19 protein-coding genes and 1 other RNA gene are annotated in these 24,103 nt (G+C 38.7%); 14 read left to right on the top strand and 6 right to left on the bottom strand.

Translation table 11 applies throughout. From position 1 onward, the window contains the following. Positions 1–3 precede the first annotated feature (3 nt). Positions 4–3,297, bottom strand: a complete 3,294-nt coding sequence (locus tag VGE44_RS08780; RefSeq protein ID WP_331078057.1) for a carboxypeptidase regulatory-like domain-containing protein — start codon at positions 3,295–3,297, stop codon at positions 4–6. Positions 3,298–3,542: 245 nt separating this feature from the next. Between VGE44_RS08780 and lpdA the strand changes: the two genes are divergently transcribed. From lpdA to VGE44_RS08795, 3 genes are all read left to right on the top strand, one after another. Further along, positions 3,543–4,931, top strand: coding sequence for a dihydrolipoyl dehydrogenase (gene lpdA / locus VGE44_RS08785; protein WP_331078059.1), 1,389 nt, complete (start codon positions 3,543–3,545; stop codon positions 4,929–4,931). Positions 4,932–5,014: 83 nt separating this feature from the next. Then, entirely contained in the window at positions 5,015–5,344 is a 330-nt protein-coding gene (locus tag VGE44_RS08790) for a DMT family transporter (RefSeq protein ID WP_331078061.1), read from the top strand. 1 nt (position 5,345) lies between these two features. After that, positions 5,346–6,191 (top strand): MBL fold metallo-hydrolase, encoded by an 846-nt coding sequence (locus VGE44_RS08795; RefSeq protein ID WP_331078063.1) that lies wholly within the window; start codon positions 5,346–5,348, stop codon positions 6,189–6,191. Positions 6,192–6,244: 53 nt separating this feature from the next. On the opposite strand, the gene VGE44_RS08800 is transcribed toward VGE44_RS08795, so the two are convergent. Further along, on the bottom strand, positions 6,245–7,228 hold the full coding sequence (locus VGE44_RS08800; protein ID WP_331078065.1) for an aldo/keto reductase: 984 nt from the start codon (positions 7,226–7,228) through the stop codon (positions 6,245–6,247). A 166-nt stretch (positions 7,229–7,394) separates the two neighbouring features. On the opposite strand from VGE44_RS08800, the gene smc reads away from it, so the two are divergent. From smc to VGE44_RS08820, 4 genes are all read left to right on the top strand, one after another. Beyond that, a complete protein-coding gene (smc, locus tag VGE44_RS08805) occupies positions 7,395–10,943 on the top strand; it encodes a chromosome segregation protein SMC (protein WP_331078067.1) in 3,549 nt (1,182 codons plus the stop codon). A gap of 63 nt (positions 10,944–11,006) precedes the next feature. Then, entirely contained in the window at positions 11,007–11,906 is a 900-nt protein-coding gene (locus tag VGE44_RS08810) for a M20/M25/M40 family metallo-hydrolase (protein ID WP_331078069.1), read from the top strand. A gap of 20 nt (positions 11,907–11,926) precedes the next feature. Beyond that, positions 11,927–12,322, top strand: an RNA gene (gene rnpB, locus VGE44_RS08815) — RNase P RNA component class A. A 113-nt stretch (positions 12,323–12,435) separates the two neighbouring features. Then, positions 12,436–13,815, top strand: a complete 1,380-nt coding sequence (locus tag VGE44_RS08820; RefSeq protein WP_331078071.1) for a sigma-54 dependent transcriptional regulator — start codon at positions 12,436–12,438, stop codon at positions 13,813–13,815. 63 nt (positions 13,816–13,878) lie between these two features. On the opposite strand, the gene VGE44_RS08825 is transcribed toward VGE44_RS08820, so the two are convergent. The 3 genes from VGE44_RS08825 to VGE44_RS08835 form a co-directional block, all read right to left on the bottom strand. Further along, on the bottom strand, positions 13,879–15,285 hold the full coding sequence (locus VGE44_RS08825; protein ID WP_331078073.1) for an NAD(P)(+) transhydrogenase (Re/Si-specific) subunit beta: 1,407 nt from the start codon (positions 15,283–15,285) through the stop codon (positions 13,879–13,881). A 63-nt stretch (positions 15,286–15,348) separates the two neighbouring features. Then, positions 15,349–15,657, bottom strand: a complete 309-nt coding sequence (locus VGE44_RS08830; RefSeq protein WP_331078074.1) for an NAD(P) transhydrogenase subunit alpha — start codon at positions 15,655–15,657, stop codon at positions 15,349–15,351. Between the two features lie 82 nt (positions 15,658–15,739). After that, positions 15,740–16,873 (bottom strand): NAD(P) transhydrogenase subunit alpha, encoded by a 1,134-nt coding sequence (locus VGE44_RS08835; RefSeq protein ID WP_331078076.1) that lies wholly within the window; start codon positions 16,871–16,873, stop codon positions 15,740–15,742. A 190-nt stretch (positions 16,874–17,063) separates the two neighbouring features. Here VGE44_RS08835 and lepA point away from each other — a divergent pair, with 190 nt between their 5' ends. The 4 genes from lepA (at position 17,064) to VGE44_RS08855 (ending at position 20,561) form a co-directional block, all read left to right on the top strand. Further along, positions 17,064–18,851 (top strand): translation elongation factor 4, encoded by a 1,788-nt coding sequence (lepA, locus tag VGE44_RS08840; RefSeq protein WP_331078078.1) that lies wholly within the window; start codon positions 17,064–17,066, stop codon positions 18,849–18,851. An 84-nt stretch (positions 18,852–18,935) separates the two neighbouring features. Further along, a complete protein-coding gene (locus VGE44_RS08845; RefSeq protein WP_331078080.1) occupies positions 18,936–19,814 on the top strand; it encodes a bifunctional 5,10-methylenetetrahydrofolate dehydrogenase/5,10-methenyltetrahydrofolate cyclohydrolase in 879 nt (292 codons plus the stop codon). Between the two features lie 70 nt (positions 19,815–19,884). Continuing rightward, complete coding sequence (locus tag VGE44_RS08850) at positions 19,885–20,139, top strand: DUF6364 family protein (RefSeq protein WP_324483978.1); 255 nt, start codon at positions 19,885–19,887, stop codon at positions 20,137–20,139. Continuing rightward, entirely contained in the window at positions 20,136–20,561 is a 426-nt protein-coding gene (locus VGE44_RS08855) for a PIN domain-containing protein (RefSeq protein ID WP_331078083.1), read from the top strand. Before VGE44_RS08850 ends, VGE44_RS08855 begins: the two co-directional genes overlap by 4 nt. A 4-nt stretch (positions 20,562–20,565) precedes the next feature. Here VGE44_RS08855 and VGE44_RS08860 read toward each other — a convergent pair whose 3' ends face one another. Continuing rightward, complete coding sequence (locus VGE44_RS08860) at positions 20,566–20,895, bottom strand: Rieske (2Fe-2S) protein (RefSeq protein ID WP_331078085.1); 330 nt, start codon at positions 20,893–20,895, stop codon at positions 20,566–20,568. A 90-nt stretch (positions 20,896–20,985) separates the two neighbouring features. On the opposite strand from VGE44_RS08860, the gene VGE44_RS08865 reads away from it, so the two are divergent. From VGE44_RS08865 to VGE44_RS08875, 3 genes are all read left to right on the top strand, one after another. Beyond that, a complete protein-coding gene (locus VGE44_RS08865; protein ID WP_331078087.1) occupies positions 20,986–21,609 on the top strand; it encodes a 7-carboxy-7-deazaguanine synthase QueE in 624 nt (207 codons plus the stop codon). A 135-nt stretch (positions 21,610–21,744) separates the two neighbouring features. Next, positions 21,745–23,652 (top strand): OmpA family protein, encoded by a 1,908-nt coding sequence (locus VGE44_RS08870; RefSeq protein ID WP_331078089.1) that lies wholly within the window; start codon positions 21,745–21,747, stop codon positions 23,650–23,652. Position 23,653: 1 nt separating this feature from the next. Continuing rightward, a complete protein-coding gene (locus VGE44_RS08875) occupies positions 23,654–24,082 on the top strand; it encodes a DUF6526 family protein (RefSeq protein WP_331078092.1) in 429 nt (142 codons plus the stop codon). Positions 24,083–24,103: the final 21 nt, after the last annotated feature.

Consider the following 24,103-nt stretch of genomic DNA (forward strand, 5'->3'; position numbering starts at 1 on the left):
CTATTATTGGAAATTGTAACGGAAACCAAATTGCATGTAATAAGTTGAAGCAAAAGTCTGAGTAGTTCCAAAAGTGGAGTCCACAGGCTTGTTATCAAAGGTATTTAACCAAAATGTAGGCCTTACTGTGCCACCTGGTGTTAAAGAAGCAACGTTCTGAGGCACTAGTATACCAGCAGATTTAACAAAATCAACATTACCCCAGCTGCTGTTTAACATATTTCCAAAGTTTATAATATCCATTGTGAACTGGAAATTGTTTTTGCTCTTACCAAAATTTTTGAAAATTTCCTGAGTTAATCTGATATCTACCTGATTTCTCCACGGCATAACGCCGCCATTACGCTCAGCATATTTTCCTTTATTTTTCTTCAGGTAATCATCCTGCTCGATATAAGCGAAGAACAAATCACTTTGCTGTTGTGCTGTATAAGCTACATTACCTGTAGCAGAAGAAGCAGGACGAGCTGCGAAAGTAATTTCACTAGGATCTCTTGGTATATAAATCAGGTCATTAGTCTGCCCATCACGGTTAAAGTCAGTAGAATAGGTATAAGAGAACCTACCCTGATGTGAAGCCTCTAAGAACATTGAAACTGAAGTTGCAAGGTTTTTGATATACTCTTTACGGTATGAAATACCTGCAATTACACGGTGAGGAATATTGAAGTTTGAATAACTCAATCCCGGATTATTTCCCGTATTTGATGTTTGAGTCAATGACCAGGTATTAAACAATTGGTCACCATTGCCATCATAAAGTACTTTTTGCTCGCTTCTGGTATAAGACAATTGAGCTGATAAGCCTCTGCTGAATGATTTATTTAAAGATGCGGTAAGAAACCATGAATGGCCATCCTGAACGTTATCTAAAACTACAGGGTTTAATGCACCTGTTCCAGTCGCACTTGCCTGACCATTAGTAAGTTTATTAATAAACTTACTAACATTTGCCGCAGGATAGATTGGACGATTATCCGGATATCCACTAACATTCAATGCAGTTGGATCAACAAGATTGACATTGAATCCTTTAGCGATGTTAAGGTCCTTGTTATAAATACCTTCTAAAGTACCGACAATTCCCCATGGCAATTTCGCATCTAAAGCTAAGCTACTTTTCCATGTTTGAGGAAACTTGAAATCAGGATCAATAGCACTGATTGTTGCCGGAATAGACGTTCCTGCGGCTGGAGGAGTTGCAGGAAGGTATTTCCGGATATCCTGACTGAAAGGTCCCGGAGTATTTGCGGTACCATTCCAGTTTTGGGTAAACTGAATCAGACCGGCATCACCTGATTGCGCTACAATCCATACAAAAGGCACTTTGGTAGTAAATATACCGGTTCCACCTCTCAACTGTAAAGAACGATCGCCTTTTACATCATAATTGAAGCCAATTCTTGGCGATAACATGATTCTTTCTTTAGGTAAAACTCCTGTATCCAGTTTTCTGCCTTCCGAAAAAGTTAAAGGAGCTATTAGAAGATGTGTTTTGATTTCAGGTACATCCGGATAGGTAGGCAATTCAAGGCGTAAACCTGCTGTGATATTCAGTTTCTCACCTACACGGAAATTATCTTGAAAATAGGCTGAATACTGCTGAAATTTAAAGGTTGGGAATGCCTGAGCATAACCAGGTGATAGTGAATAAGTGATTGCATAATCATTTGGATTTGCACCATTCACAAAATCATCCCATGAATTAAACCGGTAAGCACCGGTTCCAAAACGCTGGAAACCATTCTTCGTGGTACTGAAATCCATCTGTAAACCAAGAGTTAGTTCATGATTTCCCAAACTCATGGTTAGGTTATCTGTGAAACTATAGGTTTGTACATCTCTTAAGTTTCCATAGGTAAAAGGCTCATATCCAAAAGTTGTAAAAGCCGTACCATCTTTCATGATATCAACTAATGGAAAAACATCGCTTTCTGAGCCTCTTGGATCATTCTGGTGTGTAAAACTTCCTCTCAGGGTATTTGAAAGTTTGGAACCAAATGAAGAGTTCAACTCCGCAGCCAATGAGTATTGATTAGCTTCCTGAGTATAATTTGAATTGCTGAAATGCAGGTGACCAGGGTTATTTCTTCCGCCATTGTTTGGGAAATTATATCCTGTTCCACTTGTTGAAGTACTGATAAAAGATGGGGTAGCACTTTCAACCTGATTATAGCGGATATTAAAGCGGTGATCCTTATTAATATTCCAGTCCAATCTGGCTAAGATTTTATTATTATAGCTTTCATTGGCATATCCCTGATAAATACCCGGATCATAATTATATGTTCTCATCAAATAACTGCGAATATTATCCAATTCGGACATTGTTGGACGAGCGATATTGGGATTAGAACCAAATGGTGCAGATGGAGACGCTGCCATCCTACTCTGACCTGGTCTAACCTGACTGGTTCGGTCAATATTTGCAAAGAAAAAAAGCTTGTTTTTAATGATCGGTCCACCTAAACTAAGAGAATATTGGGTTTCATCAAGAGGTTGTAATACAATGTTATTTCCACCAACTTTATTTCCCTGATTACTCTCATTTCTAAATCCAAAAAAGGCATTTCCAAAAAAATCATTTCTTCCTGAACGGGTAACTGCATTAATGGCACTACCCACAAAACCAGACATTCTAACGTCATAGGGTGTTACATTCACTGAAATTTCTTCGATCGCATCGATAGAGATTGGTGAACCACCTGCCGGTAAATTACTGCCAATTCCAAACTGGTTGTTAAAATCAGAACCATCCACTGTAAAGTTGTTCTGACGATAATTACCACCGCCGATAGATGCACCATTTGCTTGAGGTGTAAACTTAGTAAGATCGTTTACACTCCTGGTTATTGTTGGAACGGACTGAATCTGAGCACGGCCAAGGTTAGTTGTTGAGCCGGTACGGTTCGCATTCAATACTGAATTTGGATCCTGGGCCGTAATCACAACTTCCTGCAGCTCTCTGCCTGAAGGAGTCAATAAAACATTTAAAACAAAGGGCTCACCCAGTTTCAATATTACTTCACTGAATGACTCTGATTGATAACCTACATAGGATACCACGATTAAATAGGGACCTCCAACACGCATGTTAGGGATGTTGAATCTTCCGTCTATACCGGAAGAAGAACCGTAAACGGTACCTGTAGGCTGATGTGTAGCCTTTATCGTAGCACCAATAAGCGATTCCTTAGAATCGCGAATAGTACCCGACAAACTACTGGTTGTAACCTGCGCACTAATATTAAATGCAACAAATACTACAACAAGCGTTGAGAGTAAAAACTTCTTCATAAATTGTACTTTAAATGAGATTGATTAATTGGTTTGTTATAATCAGCGCAAAGATATGTACACAATCTGAATATTAGGCAGTTCCAGTATTAAGTTAATGTTAATTTTCGGAGATTTTTTCGACAATTTACACTTTTCAACATTCTGAAATTAAATCTGTGCTGATAGTCAAATCAAATATTTTCAACCCGATAAGTATTTTGTTAGATTTGCGCTGAATCTCTATTGTATTATTTATATAAAATATGAACTACGACATCATAGTTATAGGAAGCGGACCAGGCGGTTATGTGGCAGCTATTCGTGCATCTCAGTTAGGCTTAAAAGTTGCCGTTGTTGAACGGGAATCCCTGGGTGGTATTTGTTTAAACTGGGGTTGTATTCCTACCAAAGCCCTTCTGAAAAGTGCTAATGTGTTTGAATACATAAACCATGCTGCGGATTATGGAATAAGTGTGAAGGATGCTGCGGCTGATTTTGGTGCTATAATAAAACGCAGCCGTGGTGTTGCAGACGGAATGAGCAAAGGAGTTCAGTTCCTGATGAAGAAGAACAAGATCGATGTGATCATTGGAACCGGCAAGATAAAAAAAGGCGGAAAAGTTGAGGTTAAAGGTCCGGATGGTACAGAGAAAGAGTTCACAGCTAAACATATAATTCTAGCAACCGGAGGAAGATCAAGGGAATTGCCAAACCTGAAACAGGATGGAAAAAAAGTGATCGGATACCGTCAGGCAATGGTTTTACCACAACAACCTAAATCTATGGTTATTGTTGGTTCAGGGGCAATAGGAGTTGAATTTGCATATTTCTACAATGCTATAGGAACTAAAGTTACGATCGTTGAATATCTCGACAATATAGTTCCTGTAGAGGACGAAGATATATCAAAACAATTATTGAGAAGCTTTAAAAAAGCAGGTATCAATGTTATGACAGGCACAAACGTCGAATCGGTAGATACTTCCGGCAGCGGATGTAAAGTACTGGTAAAGACAGCTGTTGGTACTGAGACAATTGAGTGCGATATTGTGCTTTCTGCAATTGGGGTAAGTCCAAATATTGAAAATATCGGACTTGAAGAACTTGGTATCACAATTGACAAAGGACGAGTTCAGGTTGATGATTTTTACAAAACCAATATAGATGGTGTTTATGCAATAGGTGATATTGTAAAAGGTCAGGCTCTGGCACATGTTGCATCTGCCGAAGGCATTATTTGTGTCGAAAAGATTGCAGGTCACCATCCCGAGCCCTTAAATTATAATAACATACCGGGTTGTACATACTGCTCTCCGGAGATTGCATCAGTTGGTTATACAGAAAAGGCTGCAAAAGAAGCCGGATACGAGATTAAAGTCGGCAAATTTCCATTTTCTGCTTCAGGTAAGGCAAGTGCTGCCGGTGCTAAAGACGGCTTCGTAAAGGTGATATTCGATGCCAAATACGGAGAGTTTCTGGGGGCTCATATGATCGGCGCCAATGTGACTGAAATGATTGCTGAGGTGGTAGTAGCAAGAAAGCTGGAGACCACTGGTATGGATATTGTAAAAACAGTACACCCACACCCTACAATGAGTGAAGCGATCATGGAAGCGGCAGCTGATGCATACGGTGAAGTAATACATCTTTAAAAATTGAAAATTGATAGTTGACAATTGACAACTACTGGATACCAGTTGTCAACTGTCAATTGTCAACTATCAATTAAATGACCATGGCCTGGATTTATCTCATCATCGGTGGCTTATTTGAAGTAGCCTTTACAAGCTGTCTGGCTAAAGCAAAGGAAGCTACAGGTATTGAGTTTGTTTTATGGATAACGGGCTTTCTGATCAGTGTGTCTATTAGTATGTATCTCTTATTCCTTGCATCCAAAACCTTACCAATGGGTACATCCTATGCCGTTTGGGCCGGAATTGGAGCTGCTGGATCGGTTATTGCAGGAATAATTCTGTTTAAAGACCCAACCGACTTCTGGAGGCTGTTTTTCCTGTTTCTTTTAATATCTTCAATCATTGGATTAAAACTTTCAAGCAAAGTCTGAAATGAAATTATTTACAATAAACGCAGGATTTTTTAAGCTGGACGGTGGTGCTATGTTTGGAGTAGTACCGAAATCAATCTGGCAGAAAACCAATCCGGCAGATGAGAACAACCTTTGCAATTGGGCAATGCGCTGCCTTCTGATCGTAGATGGAGATCGTAAAATACTTATTGACAATGGAATAGGACACAAACAGGATGAGCGCTTTTTAAAGCATTATTACCTGCATGGTGATGATACTCTTGAAAAATCCCTTGAAAATCACGGTTTTACCAAAGATGAAATCACTGATGTCTTTTTAACCCATCTTCATTTCGATCACTGTGGTGGCTCGATAGAGAAACTTGAGGACGGAAGCCTTGTACCTGCATTTAAAAACGCTATTTATTGGAGCAATAAGGCACATTGGGAATGGGCTGTTCATCCAAATGATCGTGAAAAGGCATCTTTTCTAAAAGAAAACATTCTCCCGATTAAGGAAAGTGGCAAACTTAAGTTCATTGAAAATACAGACGGTGTAGCCTTCACAGATCATATCAAAATTCGATTTGCTTTCGGGCATACTGATGCTATGATGCTGCCGCAGATCAACTATAAAGGCAAGACGATACTTTACATGGCTGATATGCTTCCTTCTATCGGACATATTCCTATGCCTTACGTAATGTCATATGATATGTTTCCGCTCAAAACCCTGAATGAGAAGAAGAAATTTCTTACTGAGGCCCTTGAGAACGATTACATCCTCTATCTGGAACACGATCCGGTAAACGAATGTTGCACCCTTCAGGAAACAGAAAAAGGCATCCGTGTAAAGGATACCTTTAAATTAACTGATATTTTATAAGGCTGACAGGGTTTTAAAGGCTGACAGGGTTTAAAACCCTGTCAGCCTTATAATCAAGGAATTATAACCTGTGGTTTAGTTCCTGTAATTTCATCAATTTCCAGCATAATTTCATTCGTGAGTAATGGCACTACTTCCAGTGAAGTAAGATTCTCTTTTAGTTGTGCAGCCTTAGAAGCACCTAAAATGACGGTACTGACGTGAGGATTTTTTAAGCACCATGCAATAGCGAGTTTAGCTAATGAGGTATTCAGTCTCTCTGCAACTGCCTGCAATAATTTAACCTTATGTATATTTGATTCAACCAGCAGTCTGTTTCTTAACCATTCAAGATTATCCATGCTGAAACGGGCATCTTTTGGATCGGCATTATTGTATTTTCCCGAAAGTAATCCGGAGGCCATTGGGCTCCAGATTGTGGTTCCCATTCCAAAATCCCTGAACAATAATAAAAATTCCATTTCCATTTTATCACGCCAAAGCATATTATATTGCGGCTGTTCCATCACCGGTGGAACCAGATGATTTTTTTCAGCAAAATAATAAGCCTGCATTATTTCCAGGGCGCTCCATTCAGATGTTCCCCAATACAATGCTTTTCCTTGCTGAATCAATTGATGCATTGCCCAAACCGTTTCCTCTATCGGGGTTTCCTTATCAGGTCTGTGACAGTAGATCAGATCCACATAATCCAACTGCAGGCGTTTAAGGGCATTATGAGTCCCCTCAAATAAATGCTTTTTTGAGAGCCCGATCATATTCGGTTTCTTTTCTTCGGCTCCAAAGAAGATCTTGCTGGATACAATGTAGGAACTGCGATCCCATTTTTTCTTTTTTAAAATGTTGCCCATTACAATTTCCGACTTCCCCCCTGCATACCCTTCGGCATTATCAAAGAAATTTACTCCACCTTCATAGGCAATGTCCATTAATTCTTCGGCAACCTTATCCTCTATCTGCTGTCCAAAAGTTAACCAGCTTCCTAATGAAAGGGCACTTACTTTTAAACCTGATTTACCTAAACGTCTGTATTCCATAGCTTTATACAATTAAAATTCAATGTTCATTTCTTAGTTAAAAATACGTTTTGTAATCGTAAAAAATAGTTATGATTTCATTGTTTAAAATATTAATAGATATGGAGAATTTTATAAATTGAACCCTCAAAACTAATCATGATCCGCCCGGAGCGGAAAGAAGAAAATGCAGCTTACACAACTGGAAATTAAAGGTTTTAAAAGCTTTGGCGATAAGATCACGATCAATTTCAATGATGGTGTAACTGCTATTGTGGGTCCTAATGGCTGCGGAAAATCAAATGTTGTAGATGCTATACGCTGGGTACTTGGTGAGCAGAGTACCCGTATGCTGCGTTCTGAGAAAATGGAAAATATCATTTTCAATGGAACAAAAACACGCAAGCCTTCTAATTTAGCAGAGGTATCCCTGACATTCGATAACACCAAAAATATTCTCCCTACTGATTTTACAAAGGTCACCATTACCCGAAAGTTATATCGTTCGGGCGAAAGCGAATACCGATTAAATGATGTGCAATGCCGTCTGAAAGACATCACAGATCTGTTTCTTGATACCGGTATAGGATCAGACTCCTACTCTATTATCGAATTGAAAATGATTGATGAGATCATTGCCAATAAAGACAATTCAAGACGAGCTTTATTTGAGGAGGCTTCAGGAATATCTAAATACAAGCTTAGGAAAAAACAAACCTTCAATAAATTAAAAGATACAGAGGCAGACCTTAGCCGTGTAGAGGATCTTTTGTTCGAGATTGAAAAAAATCTGAAAACCCTTGAAAATCAGGCTAAAAAAGCAGAGAGGTATTACCGGCTTAAGGAACAATACAAGACATTAAGTCTGAGCCTGGCCTCCTATCGTATCATTGGATTTAGAGAATCCCTGAATAAGCTTGAAGACAAGGAGCAGCAGCATTCACTAGAGAGCAGCGGAATAAACACTGAAATAAGCAATCTAGAGGCATTTCTGCAGAAATTAAAACTTGAAAACCTGAATCTGGAAAAGAATCTTTCCATTCAGCAAAAAGCCACCAATGAATTTATTGCTAAGATTCGAACTTATGAAAGTGATAAGAAATTAAAGAACGAGCAATTACGCTTTCTTGAAGATAAAAAAAACAGACTAAGTGATGAGCTTGAAAAAGATCAGAATCAACTTAATCATGTCTTTTACAATCAGAAGCGCTTAAATGAGGAACATTTACAGGAAAGTGAGATTCTTGAGAAACTTCGTATATCGACAGAAAATCAGCACCAGGGGATCATTGAACTAAGATCAGAACAGCAGAAATCAAAAGCAGCACTTGATTCCATAAGCCTTGAGAATAATGAACTCCAAAATCAGGTCTATAAACTTGAAAAGGAGATTGCCATATTGAATATTCAGAAGGAAGCACTTCATCAGGAAAGCAGCAGGAATATGGCTGATACAGAATCCAAAGAAACTGAACTCAATGAATTTAACAAGGTAATTACTGAGTTAAAGGGCAAACTGGAAAGTAAACAAAAGGAATATATTCGGAATAAAGAGCTCGAAGATGAACTCGAGCGACAAATTCAGCGCAGTACTGAACATCTGAAGGAGCAAAAAGAAATTCTCAATCAGGAAAGCCGAAAACTCGATTCCAAACAGAATGAATATAACCTGACCAAATCGATGGTTGATAACCTGGAAGGATTTCCGGAATCGATCCGTTTTCTGAAAAAAAATGCAGGCTGGACAAAACAGGCACCACTTTTCTCAGACATATTATTTTGCAGGGAAGAATTCAGAATAGCCATTGAGAACTACCTCGAACCGGTTATGAATCATTATGTCGTAGAAACGCAGGCAGAGGCAGTCCAGGCAATCCAATTACTGAGTGATTCATCAAGAGGCCGGGCTAATTTTTTTATTCTGGAGGCTTTAAATTTAGCAGGAAAACGACCTTCAGTAAACACTGAACGTAAAGACCTGATTCCTGCCTTAGAAATAATCGACACAGACGCCAAATATCGGCCACTTTGTGAAATGCTGCTTTATAATGTTTATCTGCTGCAATCAGGAGAAGAAAATGAATTACGCTCGGCATTGCCATCAGAACAGGTTGTTATCTTAAGTAAGACCGGGATGTTTACAAAAACCAGAACGGGAATGTCGGGTGGATCGGTCGGACTTTTTGAAGGAAAACGAATCGGGAGAGCTAAAAATCTTGAAAAGCTTTCTAAAGAAATTAATAACGGAGAAACCTTAATTGCTAAATTAAAGAACTCCATTGCAGAAGAAGAGATCAAATTAAAAGATCTGATAGATTCTTCACAAAAAGATCTCCTTCAGGAATCTCAACTGGAAATCAACAGATTGAGCAATGAATATACTTCTGTTAAAACCAAACAGGAACAATATCTTGCTTTCATTGAAAATAGCCTCAATAGAAAACAGGATATCGAGCAAAAAATAGCGAGTATAGGAAACGAGTTAATTGCTGCAGAACCCCTTCTAATTGAGCTAAAAGTCAACAAGCGAATTAAGCAGGAGCAGGTTTTAAATGACCAGCAAAGCTATAATGAGCTTGCAGAAAGCCTAAATTCAAAATCGGCACTTTATAACCAGGAGAATATCCGCTTCCACCAGCAGCAAAATAAAGTATCAGGTATAGAAAAAGACCTTGAATACCGTGAAAGTCAGCAAAAAAACCTGGAAACGCGTATCGGTTTAAATCAGGCTGAACTTGAAAAGACACAGGCAGGAATTAAAGAAACACTTCAGCATGCAGATCATTCTGATGAAGATCTGATCGCGATGTATGTTCAAAAAGAGGAATTTGAAACGGCTGTTAATGAAGCTGAACAGAGCTATTATGCTTCCAGATTACAGATTTCTGAGATGGAAGAAAAAATTAGCCTGCTACGCAGAAATAAAGAACAGGCCGAGCTCATTTCCAACGAGTTAAAAGACGAGAAAACGGCAATTAAACTGGAGTTAAATGCCTTAAAGGAAAGACTATCTATAGAATTCGATGTTGATATTTCCGTATTGCTGGATGAAGAACCATACGAGCAACAGACTGATAGTGAGCAGAATATTCGTGAGAAGACCGAGCGGATAAAAAGACAACTGGATGAATTTGGTGCAATAAACCCAATGGCCATGGAAGCCTATCAGGAAATGAATGAACGCTATAACTTTATTCAATCTCAGAAAAAAGATCTGGCTGAAGCTAAATCATCTTTATTACAAACTATTAAAGAAATTGATGATACCGCAAAGGAGAAGTTTATGGCAGCCTTCAGCGATGTCAGGACACATTTTATACAGGTTTTCCGTTCTCTTTTTAATGAAGAAGACAGCTGCGATCTGGTATTGGCAGATCCTTCGAATCCGCTGGAATCAGACATTGATATTATTGCCCGTCCGAAAGGTAAGCGGCCACTATCCATCAATCAATTATCCGGAGGTGAAAAAACGTTGACGGCCACAGCATTGCTCTTCTCATTATATCTATTAAAACCAGCCCCATTCTGTATTTTCGATGAAGTTGATGCACCATTGGATGATACAAACATTGATAAATTCAATAATATCATTAGGGAATTTTCAGATCAGTCACAGTTTATTATTGTTTCTCATAATAAACGGACAATCGCAAGTACAGATATTATTTATGGTGTGACTATGGCAGAACAGGGTGTTTCAAGGGTGGTGGCTGTTGATATTCGCGAAGTAGCATAAAATCATATCAATTTTAAGCACATGAATTATGATAAAATTCATGTACTTATTCAAAATCAAAAAATGAAGAACCTCATAATAATTCTCCTGATATTTTCAGTTTATAGTGTTAATGCACAAAATATCGATCGGAAAGTATTACTTAATGATATAGAAACTCTTTCATCCGACAAGTATGAGGGCAGGAAAACAGGAAGCAGGGGAAATTTCATGGCTGCTGAATATATCATCAACAGATTCAAAGAGATTGGGCTTGATGCTTACAATAAGGATTTTAAGCATCCATTTAAATTCAAAAACCGAAGGAATGAAGAAATCAAAGGCATCAACCTGATTGGATATATTAAAGGCAAATCGGACCAGGTAATCGTTATTTCAGCACATTATGATCATGTCGGAATGAACAATTCTGAGATTTTTAACGGGGCTGATGATAATGCTTCAGGAGTAGCTGCAATATTATCCATTGCAAAATATTTCAAGGAACATAAGCCTAAAAATACGCTTCTGTTCATAGCCTTTGACGCCGAAGAAATGGGTTTACAGGGGGCATATTCGTTTTTAAAGGCCCCTATCCCATCAAGGAAACATATAAAATTGAATATCAATCTGGATATGGTTTCCCATAATGACAAATCCGAACTTTATGCTGCCGGCACCAATAAAACCCCGGTTCTTAGAGAAATTCTTCAGCATGCTGATAAGAATACTGGTATTACTATAAGATTCGGTCATGATGAACCGGGATCAGGGAAAGATGACTGGACTATGCAAAGTGATCATGGGCCATTTGCAAAGGAGAATATTCCTTTTGTTTATTTTGGTGTTGAAGACCATGATGATTATCACAAGCCAAGTGATGATTTTGCGAATATCAATCAGGATTTCTTCCATTCAGCGAGTAATGCAATCCTGAAAAGCATCATCAGTCTTGACAAAAATCTTGTCCGCATAAACCCTTAATAACAAATCACTATCTTTGTAAAGCAAGCCGTTCTATCGCTGTCCCGCATTTGCGGGAGAGAGGAAAGTCCGGGCAACACAGAGCATCCTGCTTCTTAACGGGAAGGCTCCACGAAAGTGGAGACGGAAAGTGCCACAGAAAATATACTACTCCTAAACTTAGGTTTGGGGGAAAAGGTGAAAACGTGAGGTAAGAGCTCACGGTATTGTATGGTGACATGCAATGCGGTAAACCCCAGGAGTTGAAAGACCAAATAGGTTCCGGACGTGAAGCTGCTCGCTTCCTTATCCCGTACGTACGGGATTATCCGGAATGGGTAGGTCGTTAGATCTCGCAAGCAATTGCGCGACCAGATAAATGATAGAGGTTCCGCATCTGCGGGATACAGAACCCGGCTTACAGGCTTGCATTTTTTTTATTTTTCAAAACCCCTGAATTATAGGGTTTTCGGCATCTTGTTTGTAATAAAAAATAGGATTATTATATTCGGCATTAAACCGATTTATATTAAAAATCTACACGATACTTATGGCAAAAATATTAATCATTGACGATGAGAGGGCAATCCGAAATACTTTAAGAGAAATACTTGAATATGAGGAGTACCAGGTTGAGGATGTAGATAATGGAATTGATGCATTAGAGCTGATCAGGAAAAATGAGTACGATCTGGTTCTTTGTGATATAAAAATGAATAAAATGGATGGTCTGGAGGTTCTTACTGAAGGACTTAAAATCCAGCCTGATCTGCCATTCATCATGATTTCTGGTCATGGGACGATCGAAACAGCTGTTGAGGCAAGTAAAAAGGGAGCCTATGACTTTATTTCAAAACCGCCTGATCTTAATCGCTTACTGATTACAGTAAGAAATGCATTAGAACGTAAAACTCTGGTAACAGAAACAAAAGTTTTAAAGCGTAAGGTAAGCAAGACCCGTGAGATGCTGGGTAATTCAGCAGCTATTGAACGAATCAAAGCTACTATTGAACGGGTTGCCCCTACTGACGCAAGGGTACTTATTACAGGGGCAAATGGAAGTGGAAAAGAGCTTGTGGCCCGCTGGCTGCATGAAAAATCAAATCGTGCCGGCTCTGTACTTGTTGAGGTAAATTGTGCTGCAATACCCTCAGAACTAATTGAAAGTGAGCTTTTTGGGCATGAGAAAGGATCTTTTACTTCAGCCATCAAGCAAAGAATTGGGAAATTTGAACAGGCAAGCGGCGGCACTTTGTTTCTTGATGAAATCGGAGACATGAGTCTTTCAGCACAGGCAAAAGTTCTGCGTGCTCTTCAGGAAAATAAAGTAACCCGCGTTGGTGGCGAAAAAGAGATCGATGTAGATGTCAGGGTAATTGCTGCAACAAATAAGGACCTTCAAAAGGAAATTGAAGCAGGAAATTTCAGAATGGATTTATACCATCGCTTAAGTGTAATACTGATTCATGTACCCCATTTAACTGAGCGGAAGGAAGATATACCACTTATTGCACAAAGTTTCTGTGAAGAAATCTGTAATGATTACGGAATGCCGGTTAAAAAAATCAGTGATTCGGCAATGGTTGCATTACAGGAGATGAACTGGACCGGAAATATCCGGGAGCTTCGCAATATGATTGAAAGACTGATCATTTTGAGTGATAAATTAATTACCGAAGCTGATGTTACCAATTATGCAAATCCCTCTTCTTTTTCATTGGGATCTGAAAGCCCGTCAGCAGCGCCTCAGCAAAATTTTGATCAGTTCAGCAACTTTCAGGAGTATAAAGACTTTGCCGAAAAGGATTATATCAAATATAAACTGGAAAAAAACAACTGGAATGTGTCTAAAACTGCAGATGACATAGATATACAAAGAAGTCATCTATACAGTAAAATAGAAAAATATGGTCTGAAAAGAGCCGATTAAGCTTAAAGCAGAAAGCTTAAAGCGAATCCAGCTTTATCCTTTCAGCTTTAAACTTTTAGCTTACTAAAGTGTTTTTATTTCAGTAACCAGCTGCTGAAGAACCGATTTAGCATCTCCGAAAAGCATGGAAGATTTAGGCTGAAAGAAAAGCTCATTTTCGATTCCGGCATATCCGGGGTTCATGCTACGCTTATTAATAATTACCAGCTTAGCAAGTTCTACATCCAAGACAGGCATACCATAAATTGGAGATCCGGGATCTGTTTTTGCTGCGGGGTTGACCACATCATTGGCTCCCAAAATCAAGACAACATCAGTCATAGGAAATTCCTCATTTGCCTGTTCCATTTCAAGTAATCTTGCATAATCAACATCTGCTTCGGCAAGAAGAACGTTCATATGACCAGGCATACGCCCTGCAACGGGATGAATAGCATAATTAACCTCCACTCCTTTATCACTCAGTAATTTTTCCAGCTCATGGCATACATGCTGAGCCTGAGCAACAGCAAGACCATAACCCGGCACGATCATTACCCGTTTAGCATAACTCATGACTACAGCAGAGTCGCTGATGCTGATTTCTTTATAGGCCCCCTGCTCCTTTCCTGAAGATCCGGCAGAAGAACCACCGAACGAACCTATCAAGACATTGCTCAGCGGACGGTTCATTGCTTTACACATCAGAATTGTCAGAATAGTACCCGCAGAACCAACCAGAATACCACCTGTTAACATTACAGGATTATCATACAGGAAACCTCCAAATGCAGCGGCGACCCCGGTAAATGAGTTTAATAATGAAATAACAACGGGCATGTCGGCACCTCCAATTGGAAAAACGAAAAAGAGTCCGTAAACGATTGACAAGGCAAATATGACATAGAATAATGTACTGGCTGCTGTATCAAGGGAAATAATAAGATAAGCAGAAAGTGCAATTATTACACCAAAAATAATCAGGTTTACGATATGTTGCCCATTGAATGAAAAGTCCTTGATTTTTCCGTTTAATTTACCCCAGGCAACCATACTACCTGAAAATGAAACCGTTCCGATAATCAATCCTGCAAAAATAATCAGCAATATTCCACGATCAGCTGTAGCTCCTGCCTGAATTTGATGAGAGAGGTGGTCAAATTCTACAATGGAAATAAGTGCAGCACAGGCCCCTCCCATTCCGTTAAACAAACTCACCATTTCGGGCATAGCTGTCATTTTTACTCTCTTTGCAGCCATAGTACCCAAAATTGTACCAATGATTAATGCTGAAAAAATCCAGGTATAATTCCCAAGCTTAAGACCCTCTTCCTCATAAAGAAAGATTGTACCCAAAATAGAAACAGCCATACCAGCAGCAGCAATAAGATTACCTTTTCTTGCACTCTCCGGATGACTTAACATCTTTAAACCAATAATGAAGGTTACGGAACCGATCAGGTAACAAATAATTAAGATATTTAATTCCATTGTACTCTATTTCTGAATTTTATAAGGCTTGGATTAAAACCGATCTGACATAAACCAGGTTTATTATTTCTTCTTTTTAAACATTTCAAGCATACGGTCTGTCACCACAAAACCACCCACAACATTTAAGGTGCCCAGAATCACCGCAAGGAATCCCAGAATAAGGGCAAGCAAATTATCACCTTCGGCTTTTCCCATCACAATAATAGCCCCTATTATAACCACTCCGTGAATTGCATTAGCACCACTCATCAATGGCGTATGTAAAACGCTGGGAACTCTTCCAATGACCTCAATCCCAAGAAATACACTCAGAATAACAATGTAAATCATCTGTTGATGCTGGCTAAGCCAGTTGAATATCTCGTCCATATTATATATTATCTATCCAATATTATGTTCAGTAGTTTGAAGCAGTTTTAAAACTTATCACTTATTACCTACAACTTATTACTTACAACTTATTACCTGTCAATTCCTTCACCCTGTCATTACACACTTCGCCATTATTGCTGATGCATGTACCTTTCACCAGGTCATCTTCAAAATTTAAATTGAGTTGTCCCTCTTTACCGATGATGAGTTGCAGAAAGTTTAAAATATTCTTTCCATATAATTTACTTGCATCAGATGGCATTGTACCCTGCAGGTTTGAATTGCCAATGATTGTTACATTTTTATACACGACGGTTTCACGGTCTTTAGTTCTGGTTGTATTACCTCCTGTGATCGAAGCCAGATCGATAATAAGAGAACCAGGCTTCATATTATCCAAAATACTGTCGGGTAATAGAATTGGAGCTTTTTTTCCCGGAATCTGTGCGGTTGTAATGATTACATCAGCCTTAGATGCAACCTCGGCAATCCTTGCCTGTTGTTTTTGTTTATATTCTTCAGTCTGATCAACTGCATAACCACCAGCTTTTGAAGCATCAAGGGCACCTTCAACTTCTATAAACTTGGCACCCAAACTCATAACTTCCTCTTTAACTGCCGGACGGGTATCAAAAACTTCAACAACAGCACCTAAACGTTTAGCTGTTGCGATTGCCTGGAGTCCTGCAACTCCTGCTCCCAGTATCATCACTTTTGCAGGCGCTATACTTCCTGCAGCGGTCATAAACATTGGAAAATACTTGGGAAGCTGCATAGCAGCCAGAATCACAGCTTTATAGCCTGCAATATTAGCCTGAGAGCTCAGTATATCCATACTTTGTGCTCTGGTTGTCCGGGGCAGCATATCCATACTAAATGTAGTGAATCCACGCTCTGCCCACTTCTTAATTAATTCGAAATTGGCCAGCGGATTAAAAACACCCAATATTACAGCTGATTTTTTGGCTTTGTTAAGATCATCCTCAGTTAAGGGATGAATACTCAATAAAATATCTGAATTTTTTAAAACATTCTCTCTTGAACTTACCTCTGCACCCTGATCAGAATAGAGCGTATCTGGAGCAAATGCATTTGCACCGCAATTGCTTTCGCTTAATACATTTATATTTTGTTTCTTCAGGACTGAAATGTGTTCGGGGATTAATGATACCCGTGTTTCCGGGGAGGGTTCAAGCAAAATACCAATCGTCATGAATTCATTAATATTATTAAGTGATTATTTCCCAAAATAGAAAAAAAAATTAGCTATAAAGAAAGCTGCATTGAAAAAATTACAAATATTTTAAGCTGAGCATCAGGTACATGCTACCAGACTAATAAGGATGATGAAATCATTTATGTCGAACAAAATTTGAGCTTAATAAACTATATTTGCGCCTCAAATGAAGTATATACGTAACTTTTGCATAATTGCTCATATTGATCACGGTAAAAGCACTTTAGCTGACCGTCTTCTGGAGTATACTAACACAATCACTCAGCGTGAATCCCAGGCTCAACTGCTTGATGATATGGATTTGGAACGTGAGCGCGGGATTACCATTAAGAGTCATGCAATCCAGATGGATTACATTCAGGATGGCCAGCCCTATGTTCTTAATCTGATAGACACACCAGGTCATGTGGATTTTTCCTATGAAGTTTCCCGTTCGATTGCTGCCTGTGAAGGTGCATTATTAATAGTGGATGCATCACAGGGAATACAAGCGCAGACCATATCTAATTTGTATCTGGCACTTGAGCACGATCTGGAAATTATTCCAATCCTGAACAAGATGGACCTTCCGGGAGCTATGCCCGAGGAAGTGAAAGACCAGATCATTGAGTTGATTGGTTGTAAACGTGAAGAAATTATTCCGGCTTCAGGCAAAACAGGCTTAGGTGTAGATAACATCTTAAAAGCTATAGTTGAACGTATTCCTGCTCCAAAGGGTAATCCGGACGGAGAATTGCAGGCTTTGATATTCGACTCTGTTTTTAATTCATTCAGAGGTATCATTGCATATTTCAAGGTTCTCAATGGTGAGATTCGCAAGGGCGATAAGGTGAAGTTTGTAGCAACCGATAAGGATTATATCGCAGAGGAAGTAGGAACTTTAAAACTGACTCAGAAACCAAAGGACGTGATTAAAACCGGTGATGTGGGATATATCATTTCCGGGATAAAAGAAGCACGTGAGGTTAAGGTTGGAGATACGATTACACATAAAGATAAGCCAAGTTCAGAGCCAATCAAAGGTTTTGAGGAAGTAAAACCAATGGTATTTGCCGGCATCTATCCGGTTGATACAGATGAGTACGAAGAACTTCGTGAAAGCATGCACAAACTGCAGCTGAATGATGCTTCTATCGTTTTCGAACCTGAGTCATCAGCGGCTTTAGGATTCGGTTTCCGTTGCGGTTTCCTGGGTATGCTCCACATGGAAATTATACAGGAGCGACTGGAAAGAGAGTTCGACATGACAGTGATTACCACTGTTCCGAACGTATCCTATAAGGCCTTTACCTCTAAAGGTTTGGAGATCGACGTACATAACCCATCCGATCTGCCTGATCCAAGTAAACTGGATCATGTTGAAGAGCCTTATATTAAGGCTAATATTATCACGAAATCTGAATTTGTAGGGCCAATCATGTCGCTATGTATTCAGAAACGTGGCACAATAATCAATCAATCCTATTTAACATCCGACCGGGTTGAACTGATATTTGAAATGCCAATGGGTGAAATTGTATTCGATTTTTATGATCGCCTGAAAACAATCTCCAAAGGATACGCTTCATTTGATTATCATCAGATCGGTTACCGGCAGTCTGACCTGGTTCGTTTGGATATACTCTTAAACAGTGAGCCTGTTGATGCTCTTTCCTCATTGATTCATAGAACGAACTCTTATAATTTCGGAAAAAAGATCTGTGAAAAACTTCGGGAACTGATTCCGCGCCAGCAGTTTGAGATTATTATTCAGGCATCCATCGGAGCGAAAATTATTGCCCGTGAAACTGTTAAAGCACTGCGTAAAGATGTAACGGCAAAATGTTATGGCGGTGATATTTCAAGGAAACGTAAGCTTCTTGAGAAGCAGAAAAAAGGTAAAAAGCGCATGAGGCAGGTAGGTAATGTTGAAATACCTCAAACAGCCTTCATGGCAGTCCTTAAATTAGATTAATTTCAATAATTCGCATTACGCGAATTGCGAAATTAATATGTTAATAAGCCACTAAATGTTAATAAATAACATATTTTAATAAAAATGCAGTTACTCGACGGTAAATTTGTTTCAGAGAAACTAAAAGAAAGAATCGCAATCGAGGCGGCCGAAATTTTAAAGAATACAGGCCGTAAACCTCACCTGGTAGCCATACTCGTAGGGCATGATGGTGGCTCGGAAACCTATGTTGCCAGTAAAATAAAAAACTGTGAAAAAGTAGGTTTTAATTCAACCTTATATCGCTTTGAGAATACAATCACAGAAGAAGAATTACTTCAAAAAATTGATGAGGTAAATAAAGATCCTGAAACAGATGGTATCCTTGTTCAGCTTCCTCTACCAAAACATATCTCTGCAGATAAAGTCACAGAAAAAATATCTCCTGAAAAAGATGTGGACGGCTTCCATCCGGTTAACCTCGGCAGGATGCAGCGTAACCTTCCCTCCTTTTTACCAGCAACTCCTTATGGTATTTTACTGATGCTTCAGGAATATGGAATCGATACTACCGGCAAACATTGTGTGGTTGTTGGCAGAAGTAATATTGTAGGTTCACCGATGAGTATATTAATGGCCAGGAATACAAATCCTGGAAATTGCACGGTTACTATCTGTCACAGTAAAACTCCGGATATTAAAAAATATAGTCTGGATGCTGACATTCTTATTGTTGCTATTGGTAAAAAGAATTTCATTACTGCCGACATGGTAAAAGAGGGTGCCATTGTGATTGATGTTGGTATGAATCGAGAGATTTCCTCAGAGACCAAATCAGGATTCAAACTATACGGAGATGTAGATTTTGAAAATGTAGCACCTAAAAGCTCATGGATCACCCCTGTTCCGGGAGGTGTTGGCTTGATGACAATCGTAGGTTTACTGAAAAACACCCTGGCCTCTGCAAAAAAAGAAATTTATTAATTATACGTAATATGATTTTAAAATATACGTAATTAATATTACTTTTGAATCAAAACAGAAAGGAGTTTTCATGAACGCTAAATTAACGCTAAGCTTTAATGAAGAGGTTATCAATAAAGCAAAAAAGTATGCAGAAGAAAACGACATCAGTCTATCAAGGCTCATAGAATTTCTTTTAACAAAAGTTACTTCAACAGATTACCAATCCCTCGAAGAATACCCCATAGCTGATTGGGTAAATCTGATTGCCGAAGGCAAAGCTGAATATCAAACTAAACGAAGCAGAAAATCAGCTAAAAAGGAATTTTTCGATTCAAAAAAATGAATATTTTCCTGGATGCCAATATTCTTGTTTCTGTATTGAACAAGGAATATCCCACTTTTACAAATTCAGCGAGAATATTGAGTCTGGCCGGAAACAAAAAATTTCGTCTACTGACTTCACCAATATGTCTAGCTATTGCCTATTATTTTGCAGAAAAAAAGCATAAGAGCAGTGTTGCAAAGTCCAAAATAAAAATACTTTCAGAACATATTAGCATTGCAGCAAATTCATGTGAAGCTGTTTTGAAATGTATAGCGAATCCTTCCATTCATGATTTTGAAGATGGACTTGAATATTTTGCTGCCCTGGAAAGTAGGTGTAACTGCATCATCACTGAAAATAAAACAGATTTCTATTTTTCTGAAATTGAAGTACTGAATAGTGAAGAATTCTGCAAAAAATACCTTTTTAAAAAAGCTTAGAAATTTACCAGAACTTCCACCAGGGTCTGGAAATTCCGACATAAAGTCCGTCCTTTCTCAGCTCAACCGGATAGGTATCAATATAATTACCTTGTCCTTCGGCACCACGGCCTGTTTTAAGATCAAATTCATGCCTGTGGTAAGGACATACCAGCTTACCTGAAGCACACCAGCCATTACTAAGTTCAGCACCTGCATGGGGGCATTTACTTTGCACAGCATAAAATTCTTTCCCAGTTTTCACTATACACAGCTTTCTTCCAGATACCTGCACAGTTCTGATAAAATCTTCAGAAGCTGTGATGCTTTTGGGAAGTATATTAATCCAGTTCATATTAAAATTAAATTGTCAGCATTGTGTCTCTATCTGTTTTGCACAAGGTTGATCTCTTAAACTTAAGTATATTTGCGCTTAAATTACAAAATGGCACACCAAATTCCAGCCGACGGCACCTTATTACCATTAATGGAAGAGTTCTACACCATACAGGGTGAAGGATTTCATTCTGGAAAAGCAGCATATTTCATTCGTTTGGGCGGTTGTGATGTGGGTTGTCACTGGTGTGATGTTAAGGAAAGCTGGGATGCAGAATTACACCCATTAACTGAAACCGATCAAATCGTAAAAAATGCAGAAAAATACCCCGGCAAAGCAGTAGTAGTGACTGGTGGTGAACCTCTTATCTATAATCTGGACTATCTTACATCAGAATTACAAAAAAGGGGGATTAAAACATTTATTGAAACCTCTGGGGCCTATCCCCTTTCAGGTACCTGGGACTGGATTTGTCTTTCACCAAAGAAATTCAAAGCCCCGCGTCCGGATATCGCTCCACTGGCCGGAGAATTAAAAGTGATTGTATTCAACAAAAGTGATTTTAAATGGGCGGAGGAATATGCCGCTACAGTATCCGAAGGATGTAAACTATACCTGCAACCTGAATGGTCAAAATCGGCAGAAGTGATTCCGCTAATCATTGATTATGTTATGGAGAACCCAAAATGGGAAATTTCTCTTCAGACTCATAAATATCTTAATATTCCCTGATTCTTCTTTCATTCGGATTATTGGCGGTTATTTGACATATAATTATATGCCGATTTTTTTTATTGATGCTTAATTAATCAATAGGCTTAATACAGAATATTTTCTACCTTCATACAAAGGGAAAGTCTTATAAGAATGAAAATATTACTGCTATTATTATGTCTTTTACCTTGTATTTGTTTAGCACAAAAACAAACTTCCTCCCAGGTTAAACAGGCGCAAAAAACATACAATCTGGCAAATCAATATTTAAGCTACAGACTATATGATAAGGCAATTGCTGAGCTGAATCAGGCAGTAATACTTGATAAAAATTTTACTGCTGCTTATCAGCAGCTAGGGGATATTTATCGAAAGTCCGGAAATTTTAGTAAAGCCCTCATCAGTTATAAAAAGGTTCTTGAAATAGATCCTGAATTCTTACCACTAACATATTTTGGTCTTGGCGAAAGCGAATTAAATACGGGCAATTATGCCAATGCGTATGAACATTTCAATAAATATCTTTCGTATCCCGGCCTGAGTGCAGAAAGCAAACAAAAAACAGCAAAATATATTGCCGATTGCAGTTTTAGCCTTGAAGCAATAAAAAATCCAGTAAGCTTTAAACCTGTCAATCTGGGCCCCGGAATTAATTCAAAAGAAGAAGAATATCTGCCTGTAATTACTGCCGATGAGAAAATGATAATATTCACCCGGCAGACTAACAGAAACGAAGATTTTTTCAAAAGTGTTAAGCGCGACAGTCTCTGGGCTTCAGCTGAGTATCTGAGCAAAGAAATTAATACGTTTAATTATAACGAAGGAGCTCAATGCATTTCGCCAGATGGGAATTATTTGTTTTTCACTGGTTGTAACCGTCCGGATGGTTTGGGAAGATGTGATATCTATATTTCCAGGTGGGAAGGAAATACCTGGAGTAAACCTTTTAATATAGGTGGGCCAGTTAATACTCCCGGCTGGGAATCTCAACCATCTATTAGTGCTGATGGCAGAACCTTATACTTTGTAAGTACCCGAAATGGAGGATACGGCGGTTATGACATCTGGAAATCAGAACTTAATAATGATGGATCATGGGGTATCCCATTAAATCTAGGACCAGAGATAAATACCCCATATGATGAGCAATCACCATTTATTCACCCCGATGATGAAAGCCTTTATTTTTCTTCAAATGGCTGGCCCGGACTGGGAAACAAAGATCTTTTTATGAGCCGCAAACTTTTTAAGGAGAATATTCAAACTGGCTGGAAAAAACCTCATAATCTGGGATATCCAATCAATACCTTTGGAGAAGAAAGCGGGTTAAGTATCAGCAGCAATGGTAAACTTGCTTTCTTTTCTACAAACCAGAAAGGTGGGTTTGGCGGACTTGACATTTACTCTTTCGAATTGCCGGAAGCCATGAGACCCAATACTGTAACCTATGTTAAGGGAATGGTTTTTGACAAAATCACAAAGGAAATTCTCGACGCGAAAGTCGAAATTATTAATCTTAAAGACGGGAAAGCCATTTTTGACGATGTTACCGATCCCGAAACCGGTGAGTTTCTGGCGACCATGATGGCCGGTAAGTCTTTTGGATTAAATGTTTCTAAAGATGGGTACCTGTTCTATTCCCAAAACTTCACACCTGATCTGAACCTGATTAATAAACCATTTATATTGGAAATTCCTTTAAAGAAAATAGAGGTTGGCGGACTGGTAATACTTAATAATATCTTTTTCGAGAGCGGCAAATATAATCTCCTCCCTGAATCGAAAACCGAATTACAACATTTGATTCGTTTTATGAAGGAGAATCCATCAGTCTCTATCGAAATTGGCGGGCATACAGATGATGTCGGCGATGAGAAGTCAAATCTGGAGCTTTCCGAAAACAGGGCCCGTACTGTTTATGATTATCTCGTAAGCAACTTTATTTCTGTAAATAAGATAAGTTACAAGGGTTATGGCGAAGGGCTTCCGCTTAATGATAATTCATCTGAAGAAAACAGAAAAAATAACAGGAGAACGGAATTTAAAATCACAACGAAATAAAATGGAACAAAATTTCAAAAATCATACACGCTTGATCACAAGTTATCACAGAATACTTGCTTTATTTTTAGTATCAGGATTAATCGGATCATCAGTCAATCTGTATGAATCATTTGGGACTGATAATTTATACGCTGCAAGTCTGCTGCTGCTCTTATTTATATGTTGTATTATGCTATACTGGTTTGTTCGGGTTTTTCCACTCAAGGCCCAGGACAGAGCAATACGTGCAGAAGAAAATTTCAGACACTTCATTCTGAGCGGTAAACCCCTTCCGGCAGGATTACGCATTAGTCAGATTGTAGCGCTTCGTTTTGCATCTGATGAGGAGTTTTTGGAACTTGTACAAAAAGCACTGGCAGAGAATATGACAAATAAAGCCATTAAATTGATAATCAAAAATTGGAAACCTGATTATCATAGAGTTTAAGTAGTGTGTTTTGATATAAAA

This window comes from Daejeonella sp., from assembly GCF_036405355.1.
GTDB lineage: Bacteria > Bacteroidota > Bacteroidia > Sphingobacteriales > Sphingobacteriaceae > Daejeonella.